Here is a 19959-nt window from a genome sequence, read left to right on the forward strand (position 1 = left end):
ACACTGCGAGAATGCCGGCATGGACGACACAAAGACGGACACGCGGGACGACCCGGACGCCGGCACCGCGCTGGGCCGGCGGGCCTTCTTCGGCCGGGCGCTGCTGGCGGCCGGCGCCGTGGGCGGGCTGCTGACGCTCACCGGCTGCCCCGGCGGCGAGCAGGACGACGATGACGACGACGACGGGGACGACGACTAGCGCCCGGACGTCCCGCACCGTCGCGGTCGCCCTGGCCGGCGTCGCTGTCGTGGCCGGCGCCGCCTGGGCGACCGGCACCGTGTTCGGCTTCCGCGGACCGGCCTTCGCCTGGGTGCTGCACTTCCTGCTGATGGGGTGGATCTCCGGGGTCCTGGACGCCGCGCGGCCGCGGCTGGCCGGCGCCTGGTTCCGGGTACGCGGCTGGGAGCCGACGGTGTACCGCCGGCTCGGCGCGTGGTGGTACCTGCGGCTGCTGCGCGTGGTCGGCTGGGAGCGGCTGATGCGCGGCGGCCGCGGATTCACCGGCACCCGGGCGTCGCTCGCGGTGCTGGACAGGCAGACCCGCTCGGCGGAATGTGGCCACCTGGTGGTCGCCGTCGTGGTGACCGCGGTGTCGGTCGTGGTGGCCGCGGCCGGTGCGTGGGACGCCGTCGCCTGGCTGTCCGGCCTCACGGTGTTGCTGCACGTCTTTCCCGTGCTCCTCCAGCGGGCTCTGCGTGCGCGCATCCAGCGCCTGCGGTCGCCGGGCGAAGGCGTGAGCGGGGCGTATCCGCGGGGTGGCCGGTGACGTTGAGCTGGTGGCGATCATGCCCAGCAGCCGTCAGGAGCCGCCCATGCTGTCACCGCACCGGCCCGCTCCCGCCACCCGGCTCGCAGCGTTGCCCCGTCGTGGCCTGCTCGCCCTCGGCGGCGCCGCGCTGACGGCGGCGCTCACCCCGGTCGCCGCCCCGGCCGCGACGACAGGCGGGCCCCTCCGGCGGAATCCGTTCACGCTCGGGGTGGCCTCGGGTGATCCGCTGCCCGACGGCGTGGTGCTGTGGACCAGGCTGGCGCCGCGGCCGCTGGAACCCATGGGCGGACTGCCGTTCGCCGGCTACTCCGTGCAGTGGCAGGTGGCCGAGGACGCGGCGTTCCGACAGGTGGTGCGGTCCGGCCGGGACTACCACTACCGGTTCCGCACCGGGGCGTACCTCAGCCCGGCCGGGCGTACGCGTACCGCACCCGCCGTCTCCGCCTCCCCGCAAGCCCTGCGGTTCGGGGTCGCGTCCTGTCAGGCCTACGGCGACGGGTACTTCACCGCGTACCGGCACCTGGCCGCGGAGGACCTCGACGTGGTCTTCTTCCTCGGCGACTACATCTACGAGAACGCCGTCACCAGCGCCGGCGGCAACCGGCTGGACCCCGGACTCCACCTGCCGGACACGTTCGAGCTGCCGGTCGACACCCTCGACCTCTACCGGATGCGGTACGCGCTGTACCGCACGGATCCGGACCTGCAGGCCGCGCACGCCGCCGTCCCGTGGGTGCTGACCTGGGACGACCACGAGGTGCAGGACAACTAGGCCGCCGGGGTGCCCCGCTTCGACGTCCCGGCCCGGGACTTCCTCGTGCAGCGGGCCAACGCCTACCGCGCGTACTGGGAGAACCAGCCCCTGCGCCGCCCGCAGCAGCCGACCGGCGCGGGCATGCGGCTGCATCGCCGGCTGCGGTTCGGCGACCTCGCCGAGGCGCACGTCCTCGACACCCGGCAGTACCGCTCGGACCAGGCCTGCGGCGACGGGCTGCGGACCGGCTGCGCGCAGCGCGACGACCCGCGCCGCACCCTGCTCGGCGCGGCCCAGCGCGGCTGGCTGCTCGACGGCATGCAGCGGGCCGGCACCCGCTGGAACCTCCTGGCCCAGCAGGTGATGATGGCCGAGTGCCGTTACGGCGCGGACCCGCCCCTGCTCGACATGGACAAGTGGGACGGCTACCGGGCCGATCGCGACCGGATCCTGCGGACGGCCGCCCGGGTCCCCGGCACCGTCGTCCTCACCGGCGACATCCACGTCAACTACGCGGCCGACCTGCGCCCGGACTTCGCCCGGCCGCAATCGCCGGCCGTGGCGGTGGAGCTGGTCGGCACGTCGATCTCCAGCGGCGGCAACGGTACGGACAGCACGCCGACCCTGGACCAGCAGCGGCGGGACAGTCCGCACCTGCTGTTCGCCAACGCCCAGCGCGGCTACCTGCGCTGCACGCTGACCCGTACCACCCTGCGCGCCGACTACCGGACGCTGCCCTACATCAACCACCCCGGCGCGCCCGTCACCACCCGCGCCTCGTTCGTATCCCACCGCGACCGTCCGGGCCTGAACCCGGCCTGAGGGACAACCATGGACCGTATCCGGGCACATCGTGCCGCCGCCCTGCTCGCCGTCGTCGTCACCGCGGTCGGCGGCCCGGCGCCCGCCACCGCCGGCCCGCCCCGCACCGGCGTGCGGCTGTCGGCCGGTCCCGAGACCCTGCCGATCACCACCGGCCAGTGCAACGGCGGGCAGCTCCTGGTACGCCTGACCAACACCGGACGGACCCCGGTCTACGCCGACGCCGTCCTCACCGCACCCGAGGCCCTGCACCTGCCCCGGCGGCTGATCTCGACCTGGCTGCCGGCCGGTTACACCCGTACCGTGCCGGTGGCGGTCAGCGCTCCGACCGGAACGCCCGCCGGGACCTACACCGTGCGGGTGGCCAGCGGGGCGCGGCGGGCCGCCGTACCGGTCGCCGTGTCACCGGCCCGGCCGACCACCGACCTGGCCCGGTCCGCGGCCCGGGTCACCGCCTCGTCGTCACGGACCGGCTTCCCGGTCTGCGGGGCGGTCGACGGCGACGCCGACCCGGCTCGCTGGGGCGCCGGCACCGGCTGGGCCGACGGCACCGGCCGGCAGTGGCCCGACTGGTACGCACTCACCTGGTCCCACCCCCAGCAGCTGACCCGCGTCACCGTGACCACGGTCGACTCACCGCAGTACCCCACCGCCCGGTACGGCCTGCGCGACTGGGACGTCCAGCTCGCCACCCACACCGGCTGGCGCACGGTCGCCGAGGTCCGCGGCAACACCGCCCGGACGGTGAGCAGCACCTTCGCGAGGCAGCCCAGCTCCGCCCTGCGACTCGTCACCCTCGCCGCCAACGGCGTGAACGACCAGACCCGGATCGTGGAACTCGCGATCTCCTAGATTCCCTCGGACGGTCTGTCGACATTGGCCGGAGCCGCCCAGCATGATGTCCCGGAGGGGGAGACAGATGCCGGATCAGGCGTACGACGTGATTGTGGTCGGGGCACGGTGTGCGGGGTCGCCCGTCGCGATGCTGCTGGCTCGCCGGGGCCATCGGGTGCTCGTGGTGGACCGGGCGACGTTCCCGAGCGACACCGTGTCCACCCACTTCATCCATCCGCCGGGTGTCGACGCGCTGCGCCGGTGGGGGCTGCTGGAGCAGGTCACGGCCACGGGCGTCCCGCCGATCTCCCGGTACACGTTCGACTTCGGGCCGGTCACGCTGGCCGGGGCGCCCGGGACCGAGCACTCCCCCGTGGCGTACGCGCCGCGGCGGACCGTGCTCGACAAGATCCTGCTCGACGCCGCCGCGGCCGCCGGTGCCGAAGTCCGCGAGGGGTTCACCGTGGAGGAGGTGCGGGTCGCCGACGGTGAGCCGGCCGAGATCCGCGGACGGGACGCCGGCGGCTCGGCCGTGGTCGAGCGGGCCCGGGTGGTGGTCGGGGCCGACGGACGCAACTCGGTGGTCGCCAAGGCCGTGCAAGCCCGGCAGTACCACGAGCTGCCGCCGCTGACCTGCGGCTACTACTCGTACTGGAGCAACCTGCCGACGGACGGCACGTTCGAGATCTACAGCCGGACCGGGCGCGGCTGGGCGGTCTGCCCGACCCACGACGATCTCACCATGGTCATCGGTGGCTGGCCGTACGCGGAACTGGCCGAGCACCGCAACGACATCGAGGGCACCCTGCGGGAGACGTTCGCGCTGGCGCCCGCGTTCGCCGAGCGGCTCGCCGACGCCGAGCGGGAGAGCCGGTTCGTCGGCACGTCGGTGCCGAACTACTTCCGCACGCCGTTCGGTCCGGGCTGGGCCCTGGTCGGCGACGCCGGCTACAACCGGGACTTCATCACCGCCCAGGGCATCACGGACGCCTTCCACGACGCCGAGCTCTGCGCCGACGCGCTCGACCGGGCACTGACCGGCGCCCGGCCGTACGCCGAGGCGATGGGCGACTACTGGTCGACCCGCGACGAGCGGGTCCTGCCGATGTACGAGATGACCGCGCAGATCGCCTCGCTGCAGCCACCGGACCCGCAGATGGTGCAGCTGCTCACGGCCGTCCAGGGCAACCAGGAGGCGATGGACGCCTTCGCCCGGGTGAACTCGGGCGCCACGCCACCGGCGGAGTTCTTCGCACCCGACAACATCGGCCGCATCATGAGCCGGGCAGCGCAGACCTGACCGCCGGTGGGTGGACCGGTCAGGTCGCCGTGCAGGTCACCGCCGGTGGGGTGTTGGTGCCGGTCCAGGTGCCGACGAAGCCGAAGGTGGTGCTGGCCGCGGCGGCCAGAGCGCCGTTGTAGCTCTCGTTGCGGGCGGTCACCGCGGCACCGCTGGTGGACAGCACCGCGTTCCAGGCCTGGCTGATCCGCTGGCCGTCGGCGAAGGTCAGGGTGACGGCCCAGGTCCTGATGGCGGTGGTGCCGGCGCTGACCCGTACCTCGGCCTGGAAGCCGCCGGCCCACTGGCCGGCCGAGGTGTAGGTCGCCGTGCAGCCGGCGCCGGCCGGCGGCGGTGTGGTCGGCGGCACCGGGTTCGACGGGGACGGGGAAGGGGCCGACGGAGTCGGGGACGGCGAGGTGGTGGCGCCGCCCCAGGCGGTCGGGCCGTCGAGCCAGGCGGCGCGCCGGGTCATCCAGTTGCGCATGACCTGGACCTGACCCGCCCAGGTCGCGGACGTGTCGGTGACGAACGGCCCGACCATCCGGGAGCTCAGGTTGGGCCACCGCTGGAAGTTGCGCTGGGCCGCGGCGGTCAGCGGGGTGCTGAGCGCGTCGACGCGGGCGTTGAGCGAGGCATCGGAGAGCAGGCCGCGACGCAGTGCCTGCCAGCGGACCTTGAGGTCGTTCTGGAACGCGGGATCGGTCAGCAGGATCTGGAACCAGTCGTTGGCCTGCGGCGAGCGGGTCTGCTGGTACTGCCAGCCGGCGGTCTGCTCGTTGCCGAAGAAGCCGCCGGTGCCGAAGGTCAGGTCGTAGTCCCACAGCGGCCCGGCCACGATCGGGCCCTCCCGGTCCTTGTAGAAGTACGTGCTGCGCAGGTAGGAGTCCATCTCGCGGCTGAACTCGTTGAGGATCACCAGGTCGACCCAGGACTTCGTGTCGATCCAGCCGCGGTAGCCGGTCTGCGGATCGGCGAACCGGGAGCTGTGCAGCATGTCGTGGAACTGCTGCAGGTACTGCGTCAGCCAGGACTTCTGTTGCGCGTTCAGCGGTGACGGGTCCTCGACCTCGAGGTAGTTCCAGCAGGTCGCGGCCGGTCCCGTACAGGTCAGGGTGGGTTCCTCGGCGGCCAGCCACTCGAATTTGAAGATGTAGCCACCGCTGATCCTGGGCAGGGTGGTGTCGGCCTCCTTGAGCTGTTTGAGGTCGAGCCGGTCCTTGCTGTTCTTGATCGTCTCCACCAGCATGTAGACGCCCTGGTAGTCGGCCGCGGCCACGGGCGCGGAGTCGACGTTGAGGTAGAGCTCGACGAAGCGGTACCGCTGCGTCGCCATGCCCATCTCGCGGCCGAGGTCGTAGACCAGCGCCTCGCGGATCAGCGACTTGTCGCTGAACGGCCCGCGCAGCACCCAGTCCGAGTCGGCCGGCATGCCCAGCAGGGGCAGATCCGCGTCGTCGTCGGCGTTGTCGCGCAACTCCAGCCGGTAGGGCGCCTTGTCGAACATGGCCGAGGACTGCCCGCGCAGGTGGATACCGGCCCGGGAGGCGACGGTCGGGGTCGCGGCGAGAGAGGTACGCCCGCCGGCGGTGTCGAAGACCATGGCGGCGGCGTCCACGTAGTCGCGTCCGGGCTTGCCCTTGCCGTAGTCGTCGATGAGCATCAGCGGCAGGTCGTGCTGGGCGTCGAACGAGCGGGCCACGTACATCGCGGTGCCGGGGGCGCCGGTGGCCGTACCGTTGACGAAGGCCTGGGCCCGCAGCTGGGTGGTCCCGGTCAGGCTCAGGGCCCGGCCGGGGTAGGCGGTGGACGTGGCGGCCGGCGGCCGGCCGTCCGTGGTGTACCGGATCTCGGCGCCGGCGATCGTGGTGCTCAGCGCCACCGACACCGACCCCTGGAAGGTGCCGCTCGGCACCGAGAACGTGATGTCGCCGGTCAGCTCGTCCGGCGCCGCGGCCGCCGGTGCGACGGCGTCCGGCGAGCGGCCCGCTTCGGCGCGGGCGCTGACGGTGAGCGCGAGCGGGGTGACGACGCACAGAGCGATGAGTGCGCCGAGGACCTTCGGTATCCGCCTAGCCATGGACCAGTTCCTCTCTCGCAGCGGTGAAGTGTCGCCGGAGCACCCGCCGCCAGGGCGCCGCCGGAAGATCCGTGCGGAGGGCGGCCAGTCCGGTGGCGTACTTGGAGAAGGCGACGGGACGGTGCCCGCGGCGCCACAGCTCCCGGTCCGCGCGGGAGGCGGCCGAACCGGTCTTGGTCTCCACGATCGCGGTTCCCGGCAGCCGCACCTCGTCGTCGCCGGTGCTCCACCGCAGGGCGGTGTCGACGGTGACCCGGCTGTCGGTGTCGGGCAGCAGCAGCGTGAAGCGCAGATATTCGGTACGCAGCGCGGAGGCGAGGACGACGTGGTGGCCGGCCGGGAGACCGTGGCGGGAGAAGACGTCGTCGACGAAAGCGCGCCCGGCCGCCACGGTGTGCTGCTGCTCGCGGTCGTGCGGGGCCCGGTACTTGACCGTGCTGCCGCGCGGGCCGGGCACCTTCACCTCCAGCCAGCAGCTGCCGGAGTCGACGTACGTGCGGGTGCGGACCTTGAACCGGCGGCGGTGCCGGTGCGCGGTCCGGTGGTAGCCGCTGAGCTCGGGGGTGTCGAAGTAGAGCGACTCGTACGCGAACTGCCGGATCCCGTTGATCTCCAGCACCACGGCGTGCGGCGCCAGCGTCTCCAGCAGCAGGCCGGCGGCGTCGAGGGGCATGACGTACTTGCGGTCGACGCGGGTCTGCAGGGCGGCGCGCTCCTCCAGGTCGGCCAGGCCGATGCGGGGCAGCGTGTCCAGAGCGGCGAAGTCCATGACCGTGGTCACCGCCGCGCCGCGTACGCGGCCGGGCTCACCGGTGCCACCGCCCGGGACGAGGTACGGGCGTACCGCACGTCGACCACGGTGGAGTCGTTGATCAGGTCCACCCGCAGCGGGCGCGCGGAGTGCACCTTGCCGTCGAGCAGGTGCTCGAGCAGACCGATCAGCTCCTCGCGGTTGGTGACCACGGAGTCCAGCACGATCGTCTGGTGCTCGTACCGGCTGAACACCCGGCGGTTGTCGACGATCGCCATGACCACCAGGATCAGGCCCATCAGGGCGATGTTGCGCCAGATCGAGACGGTGTCGAGCGCGCCCAGCAGGCCGAGCGCGAGCGCGGAGAAGAAGTACGCGACCTCGTGCTGGTCCAGTTCGGTCGAGCGCAGCCGGATGATCGACAGGACGCCGAACAGCGCGAAGCCCAGGCCCAGCCCGGCGCCGGAGCCGGTGGTGCGCAGCGCGTCGGCCACGGCCAGCACCCCGATGTTGACACCGAAGTAGGCCACCATCAGGTCCCGGCGCCGGTGCCGCGGGAAGTACAGCCCGAGCACGAGCACGGTGACGGCCAGCACCTCGGCCCCGAGCAAGACGAATGCCGACATACGCCGGTCCTCCTCGCGCAAGCGGAATAATCCGGAAGTTCCGGAACATCAACGGAACTTGGACGGCAGACTAAAACCGCTATTCGACGCATGTCAATGTTTACCCATGCTTCACCATGGCGTTTTGTTCGCTAAGTGCCCGCTTCACCTGCGCGGGCGGCGCACCGGTGATCGTCCTCCGAGTTTCGGAAGTTTCGGCGTCCGAGCTCTCCGTCCCACAGCGTGGGAGCGCTCCCATATATTGACGGACTTCATTGCTTTAAGCCTTGAGTTTTTCTACTCTGCGAGCACCCGTCATCCCCGTCCCGCAAGGAGAGCCATGTCCTCCCATCGCTTCGCCGCTCCACTGTGGTCGGTCTTCCGCATCGTCATCGGACTGCTGTTCCTCTGCCACGGAATGGCCTCGGTCTTCGGCGTCCTCGGCGGCAACCGCGGCTCGGGCCAGGCGATCGAGCCCGGCACCTGGCCGAACTGGTACGCCGGCGTGATCCAGCTGGTCTGCGGCGCCCTGGTCCTGGCCGGTCTGGCCACCCGGCCCGCGGCGCTCCTCGCCTCCGGCTCGATGGCGTACGCCTACTTCGTGGTCCACCAGCCGGAGGGCGTCCTGCCGATCCAGAACGGCGGCGTCACCCCGGCGCTCTACGCCTGGACCTTCCTGGTGATCGCCGTGCTGGGCGCCGGCCCGTGGTCGGTCGACGCGCTCATCGCCCGCCGCCGTGACACGACGGCCGTCACCGCCACCGAGAGCCAGCTCGCCGGCAGCCGCCGATAGCTCAGCGGGCCGCGAACGCCAGCGCCACGCACCAAACGAGCAGGGCGGCACTGCCCCCGCAGGCCGCCGTCCTGATCCGGTCCGCTACCCGCAGCCGGCGGTAGGGCCCGTCGGCGAAGCCGTCCCGTTGCAGCAGCAGATGCGACGGGACGGCCGCGGTGACGGTGGCCAGCAACGCGATCAGCCCGCCGGCGGCGATCAGCACGGCCACCCAGAGCGGCACCGCGGCCGGCCGGACCAGCGGCAGCGCCAGGCAGGCGAGGAAGCTGGCGAACCCCGGAACGATCACCACCGGAAGGATCTGCCGGCTGTACCGCCGGTGATAGGCGACGAACGCCGCGGCCGGGACAGCGGCGTAGAGCGGGTAACTCACCCGCGTGGTGAGCGCGGAGACCCCGCCGACGTAGGCCGTCAACGCCGCCAGCGCGAGCAGATAGGCATGCGCGAAGTCCATGCTCGGCCCCTCCCATCATTGGATACAGCAGCGCTGTATCGAAATGACCGTAGCATGGGGACGTGCCCCGCCCACCCGCCCTTTCCCGTCGCACCTACGACAGTTCCGGCCGCCAGGAGCAGGCCCGGCGGCGCCGGGCGGCGATCCTGGACGCCTGCCGGGAGGGCCTGCTCCGGCACGGGTACGCGGGCCTGACCATCCGCGCGGTGGCCGAGGCCGCCGGCGTCTCCCAGGAGACCGTCTACAAGACCTTCGGTGGCAAACGCGGCCTGGTCAAAGCGATGTACGACGTCACCCTGGCCGGCGACGACGCACCCGTACCGATGGGTGAGCGACCCGAGGTGCGGGCCCTGCTCGCCGAGCCCGACCCCGATCGCAAGATCGCGGCGTACGCCCGGATCGCCCGCGGCGTCTCCGAACGGCTCGGCGCCGTGACCGCCGCCCTGAGCACCGGGGGCGCCGAAGCGGCCGAGATCACGGCGGAGACCGACCGGGAGCGCCTGGCCGGCGTCACCGCCTTCGTCGGCCATCTCGCCGCCGCCGGCCTCCTGCCCGCCGGGCGCGATCCCGCCCGGGCGGCCGACGAGGCGTGGCTGCTGACCGCCCCCGAGGTCTACCGGCTGTGCACGACCGGCCGCGGCTGGCCGCCCGAGCGCTACGAGGACTGGCTCCGCCGGATGCTCACCGCGACCATCCTCAACGGACCCGGCCCTGTCACCGAGGGCTCCCCCGGACCGGGCTGAGCCGAGCCGGGCAAAAGCGGGTGCGGTGGCCGGGCGGTCTGGCTAGCGTCCGGGCGTGGCCCACATCTATCCCCCGCTCAACGTCGAGGTCCGCACACCGCGCCTGACGCTGGCCGGTGCGTCCGACGACCGGCTGGAACGCCTCGTGCCGCTGGTACGGGCCGGGATCGCCGATGCGGCGCCGTGGCCGTTCGACGACCCGATGTCGCTCTACGCCGACAATCCGGAACGCGAGTGGCGGTGGCTGCGCGGCATCTGGGCCGGCCGGGCCCGGGTGAGCCCGGATGCCTGGCGGCTGTACTTCGTCGTGCTCGTCGACGGCGAACCGGTCGGCATGCAGGACCTCATCGGCACGAACTTCACCCGGTTCGGCACGGTGACCAGCTTCTCGTGGCTGGCCCCGGGCAGCCGCGGACGGGGGCTGGGCAAGGAGATGCGGGCGGCGATCCTGCAGCTGGCGTTCGCCGGACTGGGCGCACAGGAGGCCGCCAGTGACGCCTTTGTCGACAACGAGGCGTCCAACCGTGTCTCCCGCGCCCTGGGCTACGAACCGAACGGCACGGACTGGGACACCCGCCGCGGCGAGCCCGCCCGGATCCAGCGGTGGCGGCTCACCCGGGACGCGTGGCAGCGGATCAGCCGCGCGGACATCGACCTGATCGGCGTTGAGCAGTGCCGGCCCGTACTGGGCATCGGCTAGCCCGACTCACATTGCGCCGGTCCACCCGGAGGGTTACAGTCGGCCGTCGTGGGAGCGCTCCCACGCACCCGTCCTCCCCCTGATCCGACGGAGCCCCCTTCATGCGCAGCCTCAGACTCAAGCTCCTCGCGGCCGGCGGCATCGTCGCCGCCGCCTCGGCGGTCGCTCTGATCGCCCTGCCGGCGTCCGCGGAGACCGCCGCGTTCACCGTGACGAACTCCTGGAACTCCGGCTACCAGGCGAACGTCGTGGTCAAGAACGACACCTCGGCGACCATCTCCACCTGGCGGGTGGAGCTCAGCCTGCCCGCCGGAACGACCGTGGTCAACAGCTGGAACGCCACCCAGGCGAGCTCCGGCGGCACGTACACGTTCACCCCGGCCGGCTGGAACGCCACCCTCGCCGCGGGCGCGTCGACCGAGTTCGGCCTGGTCCTCAACGGCACCGGGCGACCCACCACCTGCCTGGTCAACGGCCGCTCCTGCGACGGCTCCGGCACGCCGTCGTCGCCCACCGCGAGCCCGACACCGACGCGGACCACCACGCCCAGCGCGCCGCCGACCACCGCGCCGGCCGGCCGGACGCCGGTGGCGATCAACGGCCAGCTGCACGTCTGCGGCGTCAACCTGTGCAACCAGTACAACCGGCCGATCCAGCTGCGCGGCATGAGCACGCACGGCCTGCAGTGGTTCGCCAACTGCTACAACAACGCCTCCCTGGACGCGCTGGCCAACGACTGGCAGGCCGACCTGTTCCGGATCGCGATGTACGTGCAGGAGGGCGGCTACGAGACCAACCCGGCCGGCTTCACCGCCCAGGTCAACAACCTGGTCGACCTGGCCGAGGCCCGCGGCATGTACGCGCTGATCGACTTCCACACCCTCACGCCGGGCGACCCCAACTACAACCTGGAGCGGGCCAAGACCTTCTTCAACACGGTCTCCACCCGCAACGCGGCCAAGAAGAACGTGATCTACGAGATCGCCAACGAGCCGAACGGCGTCAGCTGGACCGGCATCAAGAACTACGCCGAGCAGGTCATCCCGGTGATCCGCGCCAACGACCCGGACGCCGTCATCATCGTCGGCACCCGGGGCTGGTCCTCGCTGGGCGTCTCGGACGGCTCGAACTCCAGCGAGATCACCGCCAACCCGGTCCGGGCCACCAACATCATGTACGCGTTCCACTTCTACGCGGCGTCGCACAAGGACAACTACCGCGCCGAGCTGGAGCGGGCGGCCACCGCGCTGCCGCTGTTCGTGACCGAGTTCGGCACGGTGAGTGCCACCGGCGGCGGTGCCGTCGACACGGCGAGCAGCACGGCATGGCTCGACCTGCTCGACCGCCTCAAGATCAGCTACGCGAACTGGACGTTCTCCGACGCCGGTGAGGGCAGCGCGGCGTTCCGGGCCGGCACGTGCGCCGGCGGCACGTACGCGGGCACCGGTGTCCTCTCCGAATCGGGTGCGCTGATCCGCAGCCGCATCCGGACCCCGGACAACTTCCCGACCAGCTGACAGTCAGCGCGGCACGGCGATGCCGGTGGGTCCCCGCGACTCACCGGCATCGCCGTGTGCGGGGTCCCGCACGTCCGGGAACGAGCCGTCGCCGAACAGCACCCGCGAGGCGGCGGCCCGTCCGGGCGGCGTCCGCAGCAGGGTGCATGCGGCCTCCGTGAGTGCCGGTGACCGTACCGCCGACCAGGCGTGACGCATCAGCAACCGGGTCCGGAAGCGCCTGCGCAGAGCGGCGCCGTCGTAGTGCCGCAACACCGACACATCTCCCGTACGCAGGTAGTCGCCGGTCACCGCGGCGGCCAGTTCCGCCATGCGCAGGCACGGGTCGAGCCCACCGGCGGTCAGCGGGGACACCGCACCGGCCGCGTCGCCGACCAGCAGCCCGTGCGCGCAGGCGAGCCGGCGCAGCACGCCACCGACCGGGATCGGCCCGCCACGGCGGCGCACCGCCCCGGTCGCGGCCGGGATCGCCTCGAACCGCCGGCCGAAGGTACGCAGCAGCTCGGGCAGCGGGCCGGCCAGGCGGTCCGGGCGCCCGGCCAGCCCGACGTGCGCGTGCCGTCCGTCGTCGACGACCCAGGCCAGGTAGCCGGGGGCGAGCCGCGGGTCGAGTACACAGTGGAACGTCGGCTCGGCAGCGCTGACGGCCACCGGGAACACCTCTTCGACGCCCACGATGAGCCGGCGGTTGACGTCGAGTCCGAGCCGGCGCGCGACCGTCGACCGGGCCCCGTCCGCGCCGATGGTGAAGCGGGCCGCGATGCCGGGCACGGGGTAGGAGACGCCGAGCCGTACCCGTGCGCCGGCGAGCCGGGCGGCGGCCAGGGCGTGGGCGTAGATGCCGGCCATGCCGGCCACCCGGAACTCGTCACGGGCGCTGACCAGTTCGACCGGCCCGCGCAGCGACGGCGGATAGAGCAGGACCCGGCGGATCGCCGGACCGAGCTCCCCCGCCGGCAGGGCGAAGTCCTCAAGGGTACGGCGCACGAAGATCCCGGTGGTGCGGATGCCCGTGTCCAGGGTGCCGCGCCGGTCGACCACGAGCACGTCGAGGCCGCGCCGGGCCAGCAGCCGGGCGGTGTGCAGACCGGCCAGACCGGCCCCGACGACCAGGACATCCACCATCTCCATGACCGCGACGGTAGCGGCGCCGACGCCCTCCGGCGGCCGCGCGCACAACACCTTCACGGACTCTCCCCCGGACCGCCGGGCATTGCAAACCGTACGTACGTACTGTTTGATGGAAGGCATGCCGCTGCTGCCGGAACCCGGTCCGATCCGGACGCTCGCCGCCGTCACGCTGGTCAACACCATCGGCAACGGTCTGTGGATGACGTCGAGCGCGCTGTTCCTCACCCGCTCGGTCGGCCTGTCCATCAGCCAGACCGGTCTCGCCCTCACCCTGGTCGCCCTGATCAGCCTGGTGACCAGCACACCGGTGGGCTACCTGGCCGACCGGCTCGGGCCACGCGGGGTGGCGATCGGGGCCCTGGTCGCGCTGGGCCTCTGCGAGACGGCGATGGTCGGGGTCCGGTCGATGGCCGGGTTCCTGGTGGTGGCCGCCCCGATGGCGGTCTTCGAGGCGGCCCAGCGGGCGGCCCGCGGCGCGATCATCGGCGGGGCCGTGCCGTCCGACAAGCGCGTCTACACCCGCGCGTACCTGCGCTCGGTCACCAACGTCGGGATCACGGTCGGAGCGGCCATCGCCGGCATCGGCCTGACAGTGGACACCCGGACGGCGTACCTGTCCCTGATCCTGGGGGACGCGGCGACCTTCCTGCTCGCCGCGGCCGTGCTCACCCGGCTCGCCCCGATCGCCCGGGCGCCGCGGACCGGGTCCGGGCCGCGGCTGACCGCACTGCGGGACCGGCCGTTCCTCGCCTTCGTCGTGCTGGACGGCCTGCTCGCCACCAACTTCGGCCTCTTCGAGGTGGCCCTGCCGCTGTGGATCGCCGACCGCACCGACGCGCCGCACTGGATGATCTCGGTGGTCTTCGTGGTGAACACCGTGGCCGTGGTGCTCTTCCAGGTGCGCGCCGCCCGGGGCACCGACACGCTGGCCGGGGCCGCCCGCGCTTCCCGCCGGGCCGGCTTCGGCCTGCTGCTGGCCTGCCTGATCTTCTCGCTGACCGCGGGCACGAGTCTCGCGCTGACCGTGCTGCTGCTGGTCGTCGCCGCGCTGGTGCAGGTGACCGCCGAGATGTGGTACTCGGCCGGCGGCTGGGCCATCTCCTTCGGCCTGGCCCCGGACCACGCGCACGGGCAGTACCAGGGCACGTACGCGATGGGCCACCAGTTCGGCCAGATGGTCGCCCCGGCGGCGGTCACCGCCCTCACCCTCGGCTGGGGCACCCCGGGCTGGCTGGTGCTCGGGGCGGCGTTCGCGGTGGTCGGCTGCCTGGTGCCGCCGGTGGTGCGCCGGGCGGCCGAGCACCGCGAGCCGGCGGAGAACTACTCGGCTTCATCCTCCTGATGGACCGGGGAGGCGGTGAGCAGGTCGAGCTCCCACCGCGCGGAGTACACCTCGCTGTCCTCGTCGGCGGCGACCAGATAGGAGCTGACCCGTACGCCCAGGCCCAGCTGATCGGCCGCGCGCAGGTGCTCGACCAGCTCGTCGACGCTGGCCAGGTAGTGCGTGGCGATCAGCTCGGGGGCGGGCTCGGCGGTCGTCTCGTCAAGGATCTTGCTTTCCACGTCGGTCACGGCACCCAGCGTAGAGGCGGGCGGTGCCCGGGTCAGCGCACACCCCCACGACGGATCCTGGCCTCGGCGTCACGGAGCACGCGGGGCACCAGCATGCGGTGGACGGCCGAGCACGGCGGCCAGACGACACCGGCCGGATGCCGCCGGTAGTGCACGAAGGTCACCAGCGACACCCGGCCGGCGCCGGTCTCGACGAGCAGGTCGGCCGCCAGGAACCAGGACGCCGCCTCGAGCCGGATCCAGTCCTCGCCGTGCCCGCCGATCCGCCAGCCGGCCACCGTGGCCGGCGAGGGGTGCCGGCTGAGGCGCAGGCCCAGCACTCCACGCCAGATGAACACCTCTGCCGCGCTGGGCACATCGCCGAACATCGCGCGGGCCCACTGTTCCGGCGTGGCCGGCACGTCGGTGGCGAGGGCGAAGCGGTCGGCGTAGTCGATCTCCGGCACCGAGCTGAGCGTGCGGACGGATTCCGGGATGTGCATCTCACGATCTCCGTTCTCTATACGCTACCGTATATTCGCAGGCTAGCCGATGTATACGCTGGCGTACAGACAGAGTGAGGAAGCTTGTGGGCGCGACTCGTACGACCCGGGACAGGTGGATCGAGGAAGGTCTGGCGGCGCTGGCGACCGGCGGCCCGGACGCCGTCCGGATCGAGGCGCTGGCCAAGCGGCTCGGCGTCACCAAGGGCGGGTTCTACGGATCCTTCGCCGACCGGGACGCCCTGCTGACGGCGATGCTCGACACGTGGGAACGGGAGAGCACCGACGAAGTGCTGGCGCGCGTCGAGCGCGAGGGCGGCGACCCGCGGACCCGGATCCGGCGCGCCGGCGTGCTGACCTTCTCCAGCGGCCGGCTGCTCCCGATCGACCTGGCGGTGCGCGACTGGGCCCGGCGCGACGAGGCGGTCGCCGCGCGCCTGCGCCGGGTCGACAACCGGCGCATGGCGCTGCTGCGCGAGATGATCGGCACCTTCTGCACCGATCCCGAGGAGGTCGAGGCCCGCAGCCTGCTGGCCTTCTGCGTGGCGATCGGCGAGCACTTCCTGGCCGCCGACCACGGCGACCGGACCCGGGCCCAGGTCCTCGCCCACGCCGCCGACCTGGTGCTCGACCGCACCCGCGAGGACCCGGGTCACGGGCCGTCCCCGATCAGGTGACGTCGCGGCGCACGGCCGTCACGACCGCGGCCACCGCGTAGCCGGCCAGGGCACGCACCAGGCCCGGTCGGTCGGGCCGGCCTACGAGAGCGGGCTGACCGACGGGAAACGGCCGAGGGTCGCCGGACCGTTCCGGCGACCCTCGGCACGAGCTGGGGAGGCAAGCGCTTAGCACTGCCTCCAGGCGAAGTGGTAGGTGGTGGAGATGCTGCCGTCGGTGGAGTCCATGGTCAGGAAGCTGGCGTCGGTGGAGGTGCCCTTGGCGACCCGCAGCTCGGTGTTGATGTTGAGGTTGCGCAGTTCCCCGCACGGGTGCCAGACCACGGCGGCGACCGGAACCTCGTCACTGACGAACCAGTTGTCGTCCAGCGGCGCGGTGACCGGGTGCGTGGTGAAGGTGCTCTGGCTCATGCCCTGGAAGTAGTAGTTCGCCCGTTGCGAGGCGGTGGCACCGCGCTGGAGCAGGCCGTACCCGCGGTAGTCCACCTTGGTGATCGCGAAGGTGAACCCCTGGGGCACGTGGACCAGCACGTTGAGCTGGCAGTTCTTGCGGCCTTCGGTGGAGGCGATGCCCGGACCGGCCTGGGCCAGGTACTCGCTGTAGATGGCGGTGAAGGCGGTGTTGTCCGGTGAGACGGCGACGTCCGCCGTACCGGGCCGGCAGCCGGATCCGGCCATGGCCACCAGGTCGATGACGATGTGGTCGGACGGCGGATCCTCCAGCGGGTTTCCGGCGGAGGCGGGCGAGGCCGCGGTCAACGAGGCGGCGATCAACGCCAGCACCGCTCCCCCACGCACCAGCAATTTACGCATGGAACTCCCTTCGAGTAACGACGACAATGCACACGCGGGACAGATGTTATGGGCGGACATTGAGGAACGTCAATAAAACGTTCTCGCGTCTCATTGTGCGGTAATTGGTAGGCGTCATACAGGTGGTTGGGTGTTTACGGTTGGTCGCGCAAAGCCGCACATCACATCTTCAGGATTAATCGGGCGATAGCCAGAGGCGAATTACCCGGAATTATCCACTTACCCGCGCACTTGCAGCATGCATAGCGCATCCGCGCCGGGGCGGCCGATCATCAACTCAGATAGATGAACACCAATGCTTGTCTGGAGCATGACAGCTGACTAACATTCCGTACCGAACGCCGTCCGACCGCGTTGAGCAGTTCAGGGTCAAATATTGGAAGCCTTCCAGAATGCACCGTCAGAAACGAGAGGAATACCATGATCAAGAGCCTCGTCGGCGTAAGACATACGGCTCTCGCCGTAATGGGCACAGTTCTTGCGCTGTCGCTGTCCACGCCGGCGCACGCCGAGGCCGCCGCCGTCCCGGACGGCAACGTCACCTTCGAGGTGATAGCCGCCAACGGGTCGGGGTGCGCGCCCGGCACGGCCACGGTGATCGCCGACTCCGACAAGACAGGCTTCCGGATCAGGTACCACGACTTCGTGGCGGAGGCCGGCGGCAGCGCCGATCCCACCGATCGCCGGAAGAACTGCCAGGTCGGTGTCCTGGTCACGGTGCCGGCCGGCTGGACCTTCGCCGTGGCCGAGGCGGACTACCGGGGCCGCGCCCGGCTCTACTCCGGCGCGACCGCCCTGCAGCGCACGAACTACTACTGGCAGGGATCGTCGGTCAACAACAACAACGACGAGACGTTCGCCGGTCCGCTCAACGGCTTCTGGGCCACCAAGGACGTGGCCCCCGTGCTGGTCTACGCCCCCTGCACGGAGCAGCGGGTCCTGAACGTCAACACCGAGCTGCGGGTCGACCCGGGTACGTCGAGTGGCCGCAGCAGCATGTCGATGCGGTCCAGCGAGGGCGACGTGGACACCCTGTTCAACTTCAGCTGGATCCGGTGCTGATGCCGTAACGAGCCGCCCCGGCACCTCGGCCGGTCACGAAGGACTCCCCCCGGAATCCTTCGTGACCGCGGCTCACTCCGGCAGCTGCCACAGGTCGCCGGCGCCGATCAGGAAGACGTCACCACCGACGGCCACCGTGCGGACGGCGTCGCTCGGGCCGTACGCGGTGATCGTCATCCGGCTCGGGCGGCCGGCGAAGCGGCCCTGCCGCAGGGTCGCCGGAACGCCGTCGGCGAGCCGGCCGTGCCGGCGCAGATAGGCCGCGACGCAGCCGGCGGCACTGCCGGTGGCCACATCCTCGACGATGCCGTCGTTGTTCCAGTGCCGCCCCTCCAGGCCTGCCACGTCCAGCAGGTAGGCGAACTGCGCGCCGGCTGCGGCCAGCGGGGCCTCGAGGTCCTCGGTGATCCGGGCGCGGGTCAGAGCGTCGGCCCGCACCGGCAGGATCAGGTAACGCAGCCCGGTGCTGACCACCTCGGCGGGCAGGCCGGTAGCGAGGTCCCCGGCTCGCAACGAGAACAACGGGAGCAGGGCCGCCACCTCAGAACTCCCGAGGAAGACCGGGGAACCCTGCTCCAGCACACCGGCGTACCGCCCGGAGGAGTGCCGCCGGGTCGTGACCCGGACCGTGCGCGCCGGCAGCCGCAGCGTCCAGGTCTCGGTGTCGGCCGTGCCGTGCAGCGCGTGCAGCACGCAGGCCGCCCCGACCACCGGATGACCGGCGAAGTCGAGTTCCCCCAGCAGATCGAAGACCCGGGCCACCCAGCCCTCGCCGTCGCGGGTGAGGAAGATGGACTCGAAATGGCGCAGCTCGCGGGTGATCGCCGCCATCTGGCCGCCGTCGAGACCGGCGGACTCCGCGAAGACCGCGAGACTGTTGCCGCTGTACGCCCGGCTGCCGAAGACGTCGACGTGGTGATAGCGCAGCCGGTCCGGATCACTGGGTGGGGTCACCCGGCACAGTCTCGGCGGTGCGGCGCGTGAAGTCGAGGCCACCGAGCCGGTGCACGGTGGCCGGGTCGGAGAACACGACGATGCGGGCGATCCCCGTCGCGGTCGGCGTGATCATGCCGACCCCGAAGGCCTCGTACGAGCCGCCGGCCGCGCGTTGCCAGGCGGCGAAGCCCGCTTCCCCGTTCAGGCCGGCCGGCCGCATGCGCCACTCCCCCGGCGAGCCCAGGGCCTGGTGCGCCAGGTACCGCAGGCAGGTCTTCTTGCCGGAGTACCAGCTGCGCACCGGTACGGCCTCCAGCACCGCGTCCGCCCGCAGCAGCCGCTCGATGGCGCCGATGTCCGCGGCCTCGAAAGCGGCCAGATATCCGCGCAGCAGCTCCCGCGCCCGGGGATGGCTGGGCTCCACCACGTCGTCCATGCTCGGCATGACCTCCTCGATGCGGCGCCGGGCCCGCTGGAGCAGGCTCTTGACGGCCGGGGTGGTGGTGCCGAGGCTCCTGGCCACCTCGGCCGCGGGCCACGCCAGCACGTCCCGCAGGATCAGCACGGCCCGCTGCTTCGGCGGCAGGTACTGCAGGCTGGCGATCAGGGCCAGCCGGAGCGAGTCGCGGGAGATCACCGTCGCCTCCGGGTCGTCGGGCGCGGCGGCGAACAGCGCGTCGGGCACCGGCTGGATCCACCTGGTGCCGGGATCGCCGAGCACGGGCGGCGCGTACGGGTCGTCGCTGGGCGCGCCGAGCCCGGACGGCAGCACGCGGCGCTCGCGGTGCCGCAACGCCGTCAGGCAGGCGTTGGTGGCGATCCGATAGAGCCAGGTACGCAGCGACGCCCGCCCCTCGAAGCCGCCGTACGACTTCCAGGCCCGCAGGTACGTCTCCTGCACCAGGTCCTCGGCGTCGTCGACCGAACCGGTCATCCGGTAGCAGTGGGCGAGCAGCTCGCGGCGGAAGGTCTCGGCCCGGGCGGTGAACTCGTCTTCGGCGTCCCCGCTGTCCGTGGTGCTCGGCATCTGTCGTCCTCCCCGTACCGGTGGTTGGCCGCGAGCGCGCACTCGGGCCCAGAGTGACAGACCGCCCGGCCGGCCCGAAGGAATCGGATGTAAAAGTTTTTAGACATCGTGTCAAAGATTTGCTACCTTCAGCATGTCAAACATTCTGTACATCGAA

General features: G+C 71.8%; 21 protein-coding genes and 1 pseudogene. 12 read left to right on the forward strand and 10 right to left on the reverse strand.

Annotation, left to right across the window (positions count from 1 at the left end; translation table 11 throughout):
• The first annotated feature begins 19 nt into the window (after nt 1–19).
• The 5 genes and pseudogenes from AB0C12_RS41405 to AB0C12_RS41425 all read left to right on the forward strand — a co-directional run bounded on the left by AB0C12_RS41405 (nt 20) and on the right by AB0C12_RS41425 (nt 4480).
• Nucleotides 20–199, forward strand: coding sequence for a hypothetical protein (locus tag AB0C12_RS41405; protein WP_360556408.1), 180 nt, complete (start codon nt 20–22; stop codon nt 197–199).
• Nucleotides 171–767 carry a hypothetical protein gene (locus AB0C12_RS41410; protein WP_360556409.1) on the forward strand — a complete coding sequence of 199 codons (597 nt, stop codon included), beginning with the start codon at nt 171–173 and terminating at the stop codon, nt 765–767. Before AB0C12_RS41405 ends, AB0C12_RS41410 begins: the two co-directional genes overlap by 29 nt.
• A 46-nt stretch (nt 768–813) precedes the next feature.
• Nucleotides 814–2346 (forward strand): annotated as a pseudogene (locus tag AB0C12_RS41415) (alkaline phosphatase D family protein).
• Between the two features lie 9 nt (nt 2347–2355).
• The gene (locus AB0C12_RS41420) at nt 2356–3198 is read left to right on the forward strand and encodes a hypothetical protein (RefSeq protein WP_360556411.1); all 843 of its coding nucleotides are present in this window, start codon (nt 2356–2358) and stop codon (nt 3196–3198) included.
• A gap of 67 nt (nt 3199–3265) precedes the next feature.
• On the forward strand, nt 3266–4480 hold the full coding sequence (locus AB0C12_RS41425) for an NAD(P)/FAD-dependent oxidoreductase (protein ID WP_360556413.1): 1215 nt from the start codon (nt 3266–3268) through the stop codon (nt 4478–4480).
• A gap of 19 nt (nt 4481–4499) precedes the next feature.
• Here AB0C12_RS41425 and AB0C12_RS41430 read toward each other — a convergent pair whose 3' ends face one another.
• From AB0C12_RS41430 to AB0C12_RS41440, 3 genes are read right to left on the reverse strand one after another with little or no spacing between them, the layout of a single operon-like run.
• Nucleotides 4500–6539, reverse strand: coding sequence for a CotH kinase family protein (locus AB0C12_RS41430; RefSeq protein WP_360556415.1), 2040 nt, complete (start codon nt 6537–6539; stop codon nt 4500–4502).
• Nucleotides 6532–7320 carry a polyphosphate polymerase domain-containing protein gene (locus AB0C12_RS41435; protein WP_360556416.1) on the reverse strand — a complete coding sequence of 263 codons (789 nt, stop codon included), beginning with the start codon at nt 7318–7320 and terminating at the stop codon, nt 6532–6534. The genes AB0C12_RS41430 and AB0C12_RS41435 overlap by 8 nt, the downstream gene beginning before the upstream one ends.
• Nucleotides 7317–7916 carry a DUF4956 domain-containing protein gene (locus AB0C12_RS41440; RefSeq protein ID WP_360556418.1) on the reverse strand — a complete coding sequence of 200 codons (600 nt, stop codon included), beginning with the start codon at nt 7914–7916 and terminating at the stop codon, nt 7317–7319. The genes AB0C12_RS41435 and AB0C12_RS41440 overlap by 4 nt, the downstream gene beginning before the upstream one ends.
• 319 nt (nt 7917–8235) lie before the next feature.
• On the opposite strand from AB0C12_RS41440, the gene AB0C12_RS41445 reads away from it, so the two are divergent.
• Nucleotides 8236–8688 (forward strand): DoxX family protein, encoded by a 453-nt coding sequence (locus tag AB0C12_RS41445; RefSeq protein ID WP_360556419.1) that lies wholly within the window; start codon nt 8236–8238, stop codon nt 8686–8688.
• Nucleotide 8689: 1 nt separating this feature from the next.
• Here AB0C12_RS41445 and AB0C12_RS41450 read toward each other — a convergent pair whose 3' ends face one another.
• Nucleotides 8690–9142 carry a hypothetical protein gene (locus AB0C12_RS41450; RefSeq protein ID WP_360556421.1) on the reverse strand — a complete coding sequence of 151 codons (453 nt, stop codon included), beginning with the start codon at nt 9140–9142 and terminating at the stop codon, nt 8690–8692.
• A gap of 62 nt (nt 9143–9204) precedes the next feature.
• Between AB0C12_RS41450 and AB0C12_RS41455 the strand changes: the two genes are divergently transcribed.
• The 3 genes from AB0C12_RS41455 to AB0C12_RS41465 all read left to right on the forward strand — a co-directional run bounded on the left by AB0C12_RS41455 (nt 9205) and on the right by AB0C12_RS41465 (nt 12102).
• The gene (locus tag AB0C12_RS41455) at nt 9205–9885 is read left to right on the forward strand and encodes a TetR/AcrR family transcriptional regulator (RefSeq protein ID WP_360556422.1); all 681 of its coding nucleotides are present in this window, start codon (nt 9205–9207) and stop codon (nt 9883–9885) included.
• 55 nt (nt 9886–9940) lie between these two features.
• A complete protein-coding gene (locus AB0C12_RS41460) occupies nt 9941–10585 on the forward strand; it encodes a GNAT family protein (protein WP_360556423.1) in 645 nt (214 codons plus the stop codon).
• Between the two features lie 101 nt (nt 10586–10686).
• A complete protein-coding gene (locus AB0C12_RS41465; protein WP_360556425.1) occupies nt 10687–12102 on the forward strand; it encodes a cellulase family glycosylhydrolase in 1416 nt (471 codons plus the stop codon).
• A gap of 3 nt (nt 12103–12105) precedes the next feature.
• Here the strand turns inward: AB0C12_RS41465 and AB0C12_RS41470 are convergent, their stop codons facing one another.
• A complete protein-coding gene (locus AB0C12_RS41470; protein ID WP_360556427.1) occupies nt 12106–13233 on the reverse strand; it encodes an NAD(P)/FAD-dependent oxidoreductase in 1128 nt (375 codons plus the stop codon).
• Between the two features lie 118 nt (nt 13234–13351).
• On the opposite strand from AB0C12_RS41470, the gene AB0C12_RS41475 reads away from it, so the two are divergent.
• A complete protein-coding gene (locus AB0C12_RS41475) occupies nt 13352–14575 on the forward strand; it encodes an MFS transporter (RefSeq protein ID WP_360556429.1) in 1224 nt (407 codons plus the stop codon).
• Here the strand turns inward: AB0C12_RS41475 and AB0C12_RS41480 are convergent.
• Together AB0C12_RS41480 and AB0C12_RS41485 are read right to left on the reverse strand one after the other, a co-directional pair.
• A complete protein-coding gene (locus tag AB0C12_RS41480; protein ID WP_360556431.1) occupies nt 14554–14805 on the reverse strand; it encodes a hypothetical protein in 252 nt (83 codons plus the stop codon). The genes AB0C12_RS41475 and AB0C12_RS41480 overlap by 22 nt on opposite strands.
• Nucleotides 14806–14837: 32 nt before the next feature.
• Nucleotides 14838–15287, reverse strand: coding sequence for a hypothetical protein (locus AB0C12_RS41485; protein ID WP_360556433.1), 450 nt, complete (start codon nt 15285–15287; stop codon nt 14838–14840).
• A gap of 86 nt (nt 15288–15373) precedes the next feature.
• Between AB0C12_RS41485 and AB0C12_RS41490 the strand changes: the two genes are divergently transcribed.
• Nucleotides 15374–15964: a TetR/AcrR family transcriptional regulator gene (locus AB0C12_RS41490; protein WP_360556434.1), complete on the forward strand. Its 591-nt coding sequence runs from the start codon at nt 15374–15376 to the stop codon at nt 15962–15964.
• 168 nt (nt 15965–16132) lie between these two features.
• Here the strand turns inward: AB0C12_RS41490 and AB0C12_RS41495 are convergent, their stop codons facing one another.
• Nucleotides 16133–16777 carry a DUF4360 domain-containing protein gene (locus AB0C12_RS41495; RefSeq protein ID WP_360556435.1) on the reverse strand — a complete coding sequence of 215 codons (645 nt, stop codon included), beginning with the start codon at nt 16775–16777 and terminating at the stop codon, nt 16133–16135.
• Nucleotides 16778–17242: 465 nt separating this feature from the next.
• On the opposite strand from AB0C12_RS41495, the gene AB0C12_RS41500 reads away from it, so the two are divergent.
• Complete coding sequence (locus tag AB0C12_RS41500; protein ID WP_360556437.1) at nt 17243–17839, forward strand: DUF4360 domain-containing protein; 597 nt, start codon at nt 17243–17245, stop codon at nt 17837–17839.
• A gap of 72 nt (nt 17840–17911) precedes the next feature.
• Here AB0C12_RS41500 and AB0C12_RS41505 read toward each other — a convergent pair whose 3' ends face one another.
• Nucleotides 17912–18793, reverse strand: a complete 882-nt coding sequence (locus AB0C12_RS41505; RefSeq protein ID WP_360556438.1) for a PhzF family phenazine biosynthesis protein — start codon at nt 18791–18793, stop codon at nt 17912–17914.
• Entirely contained in the window at nt 18777–19802 is a 1026-nt protein-coding gene (locus tag AB0C12_RS41510) for an RNA polymerase subunit sigma-70 (protein ID WP_360556440.1), read from the reverse strand. The genes AB0C12_RS41505 and AB0C12_RS41510 overlap by 17 nt, the downstream gene beginning before the upstream one ends.
• Nucleotides 19803–19959 lie beyond the last annotated feature (157 nt).

Origin of the sequence: Actinoplanes sp. NPDC048967 (assembly GCF_040649415.1) — a bacterium.
GTDB lineage: Bacteria > Actinomycetota > Actinomycetes > Mycobacteriales > Micromonosporaceae > Actinoplanes.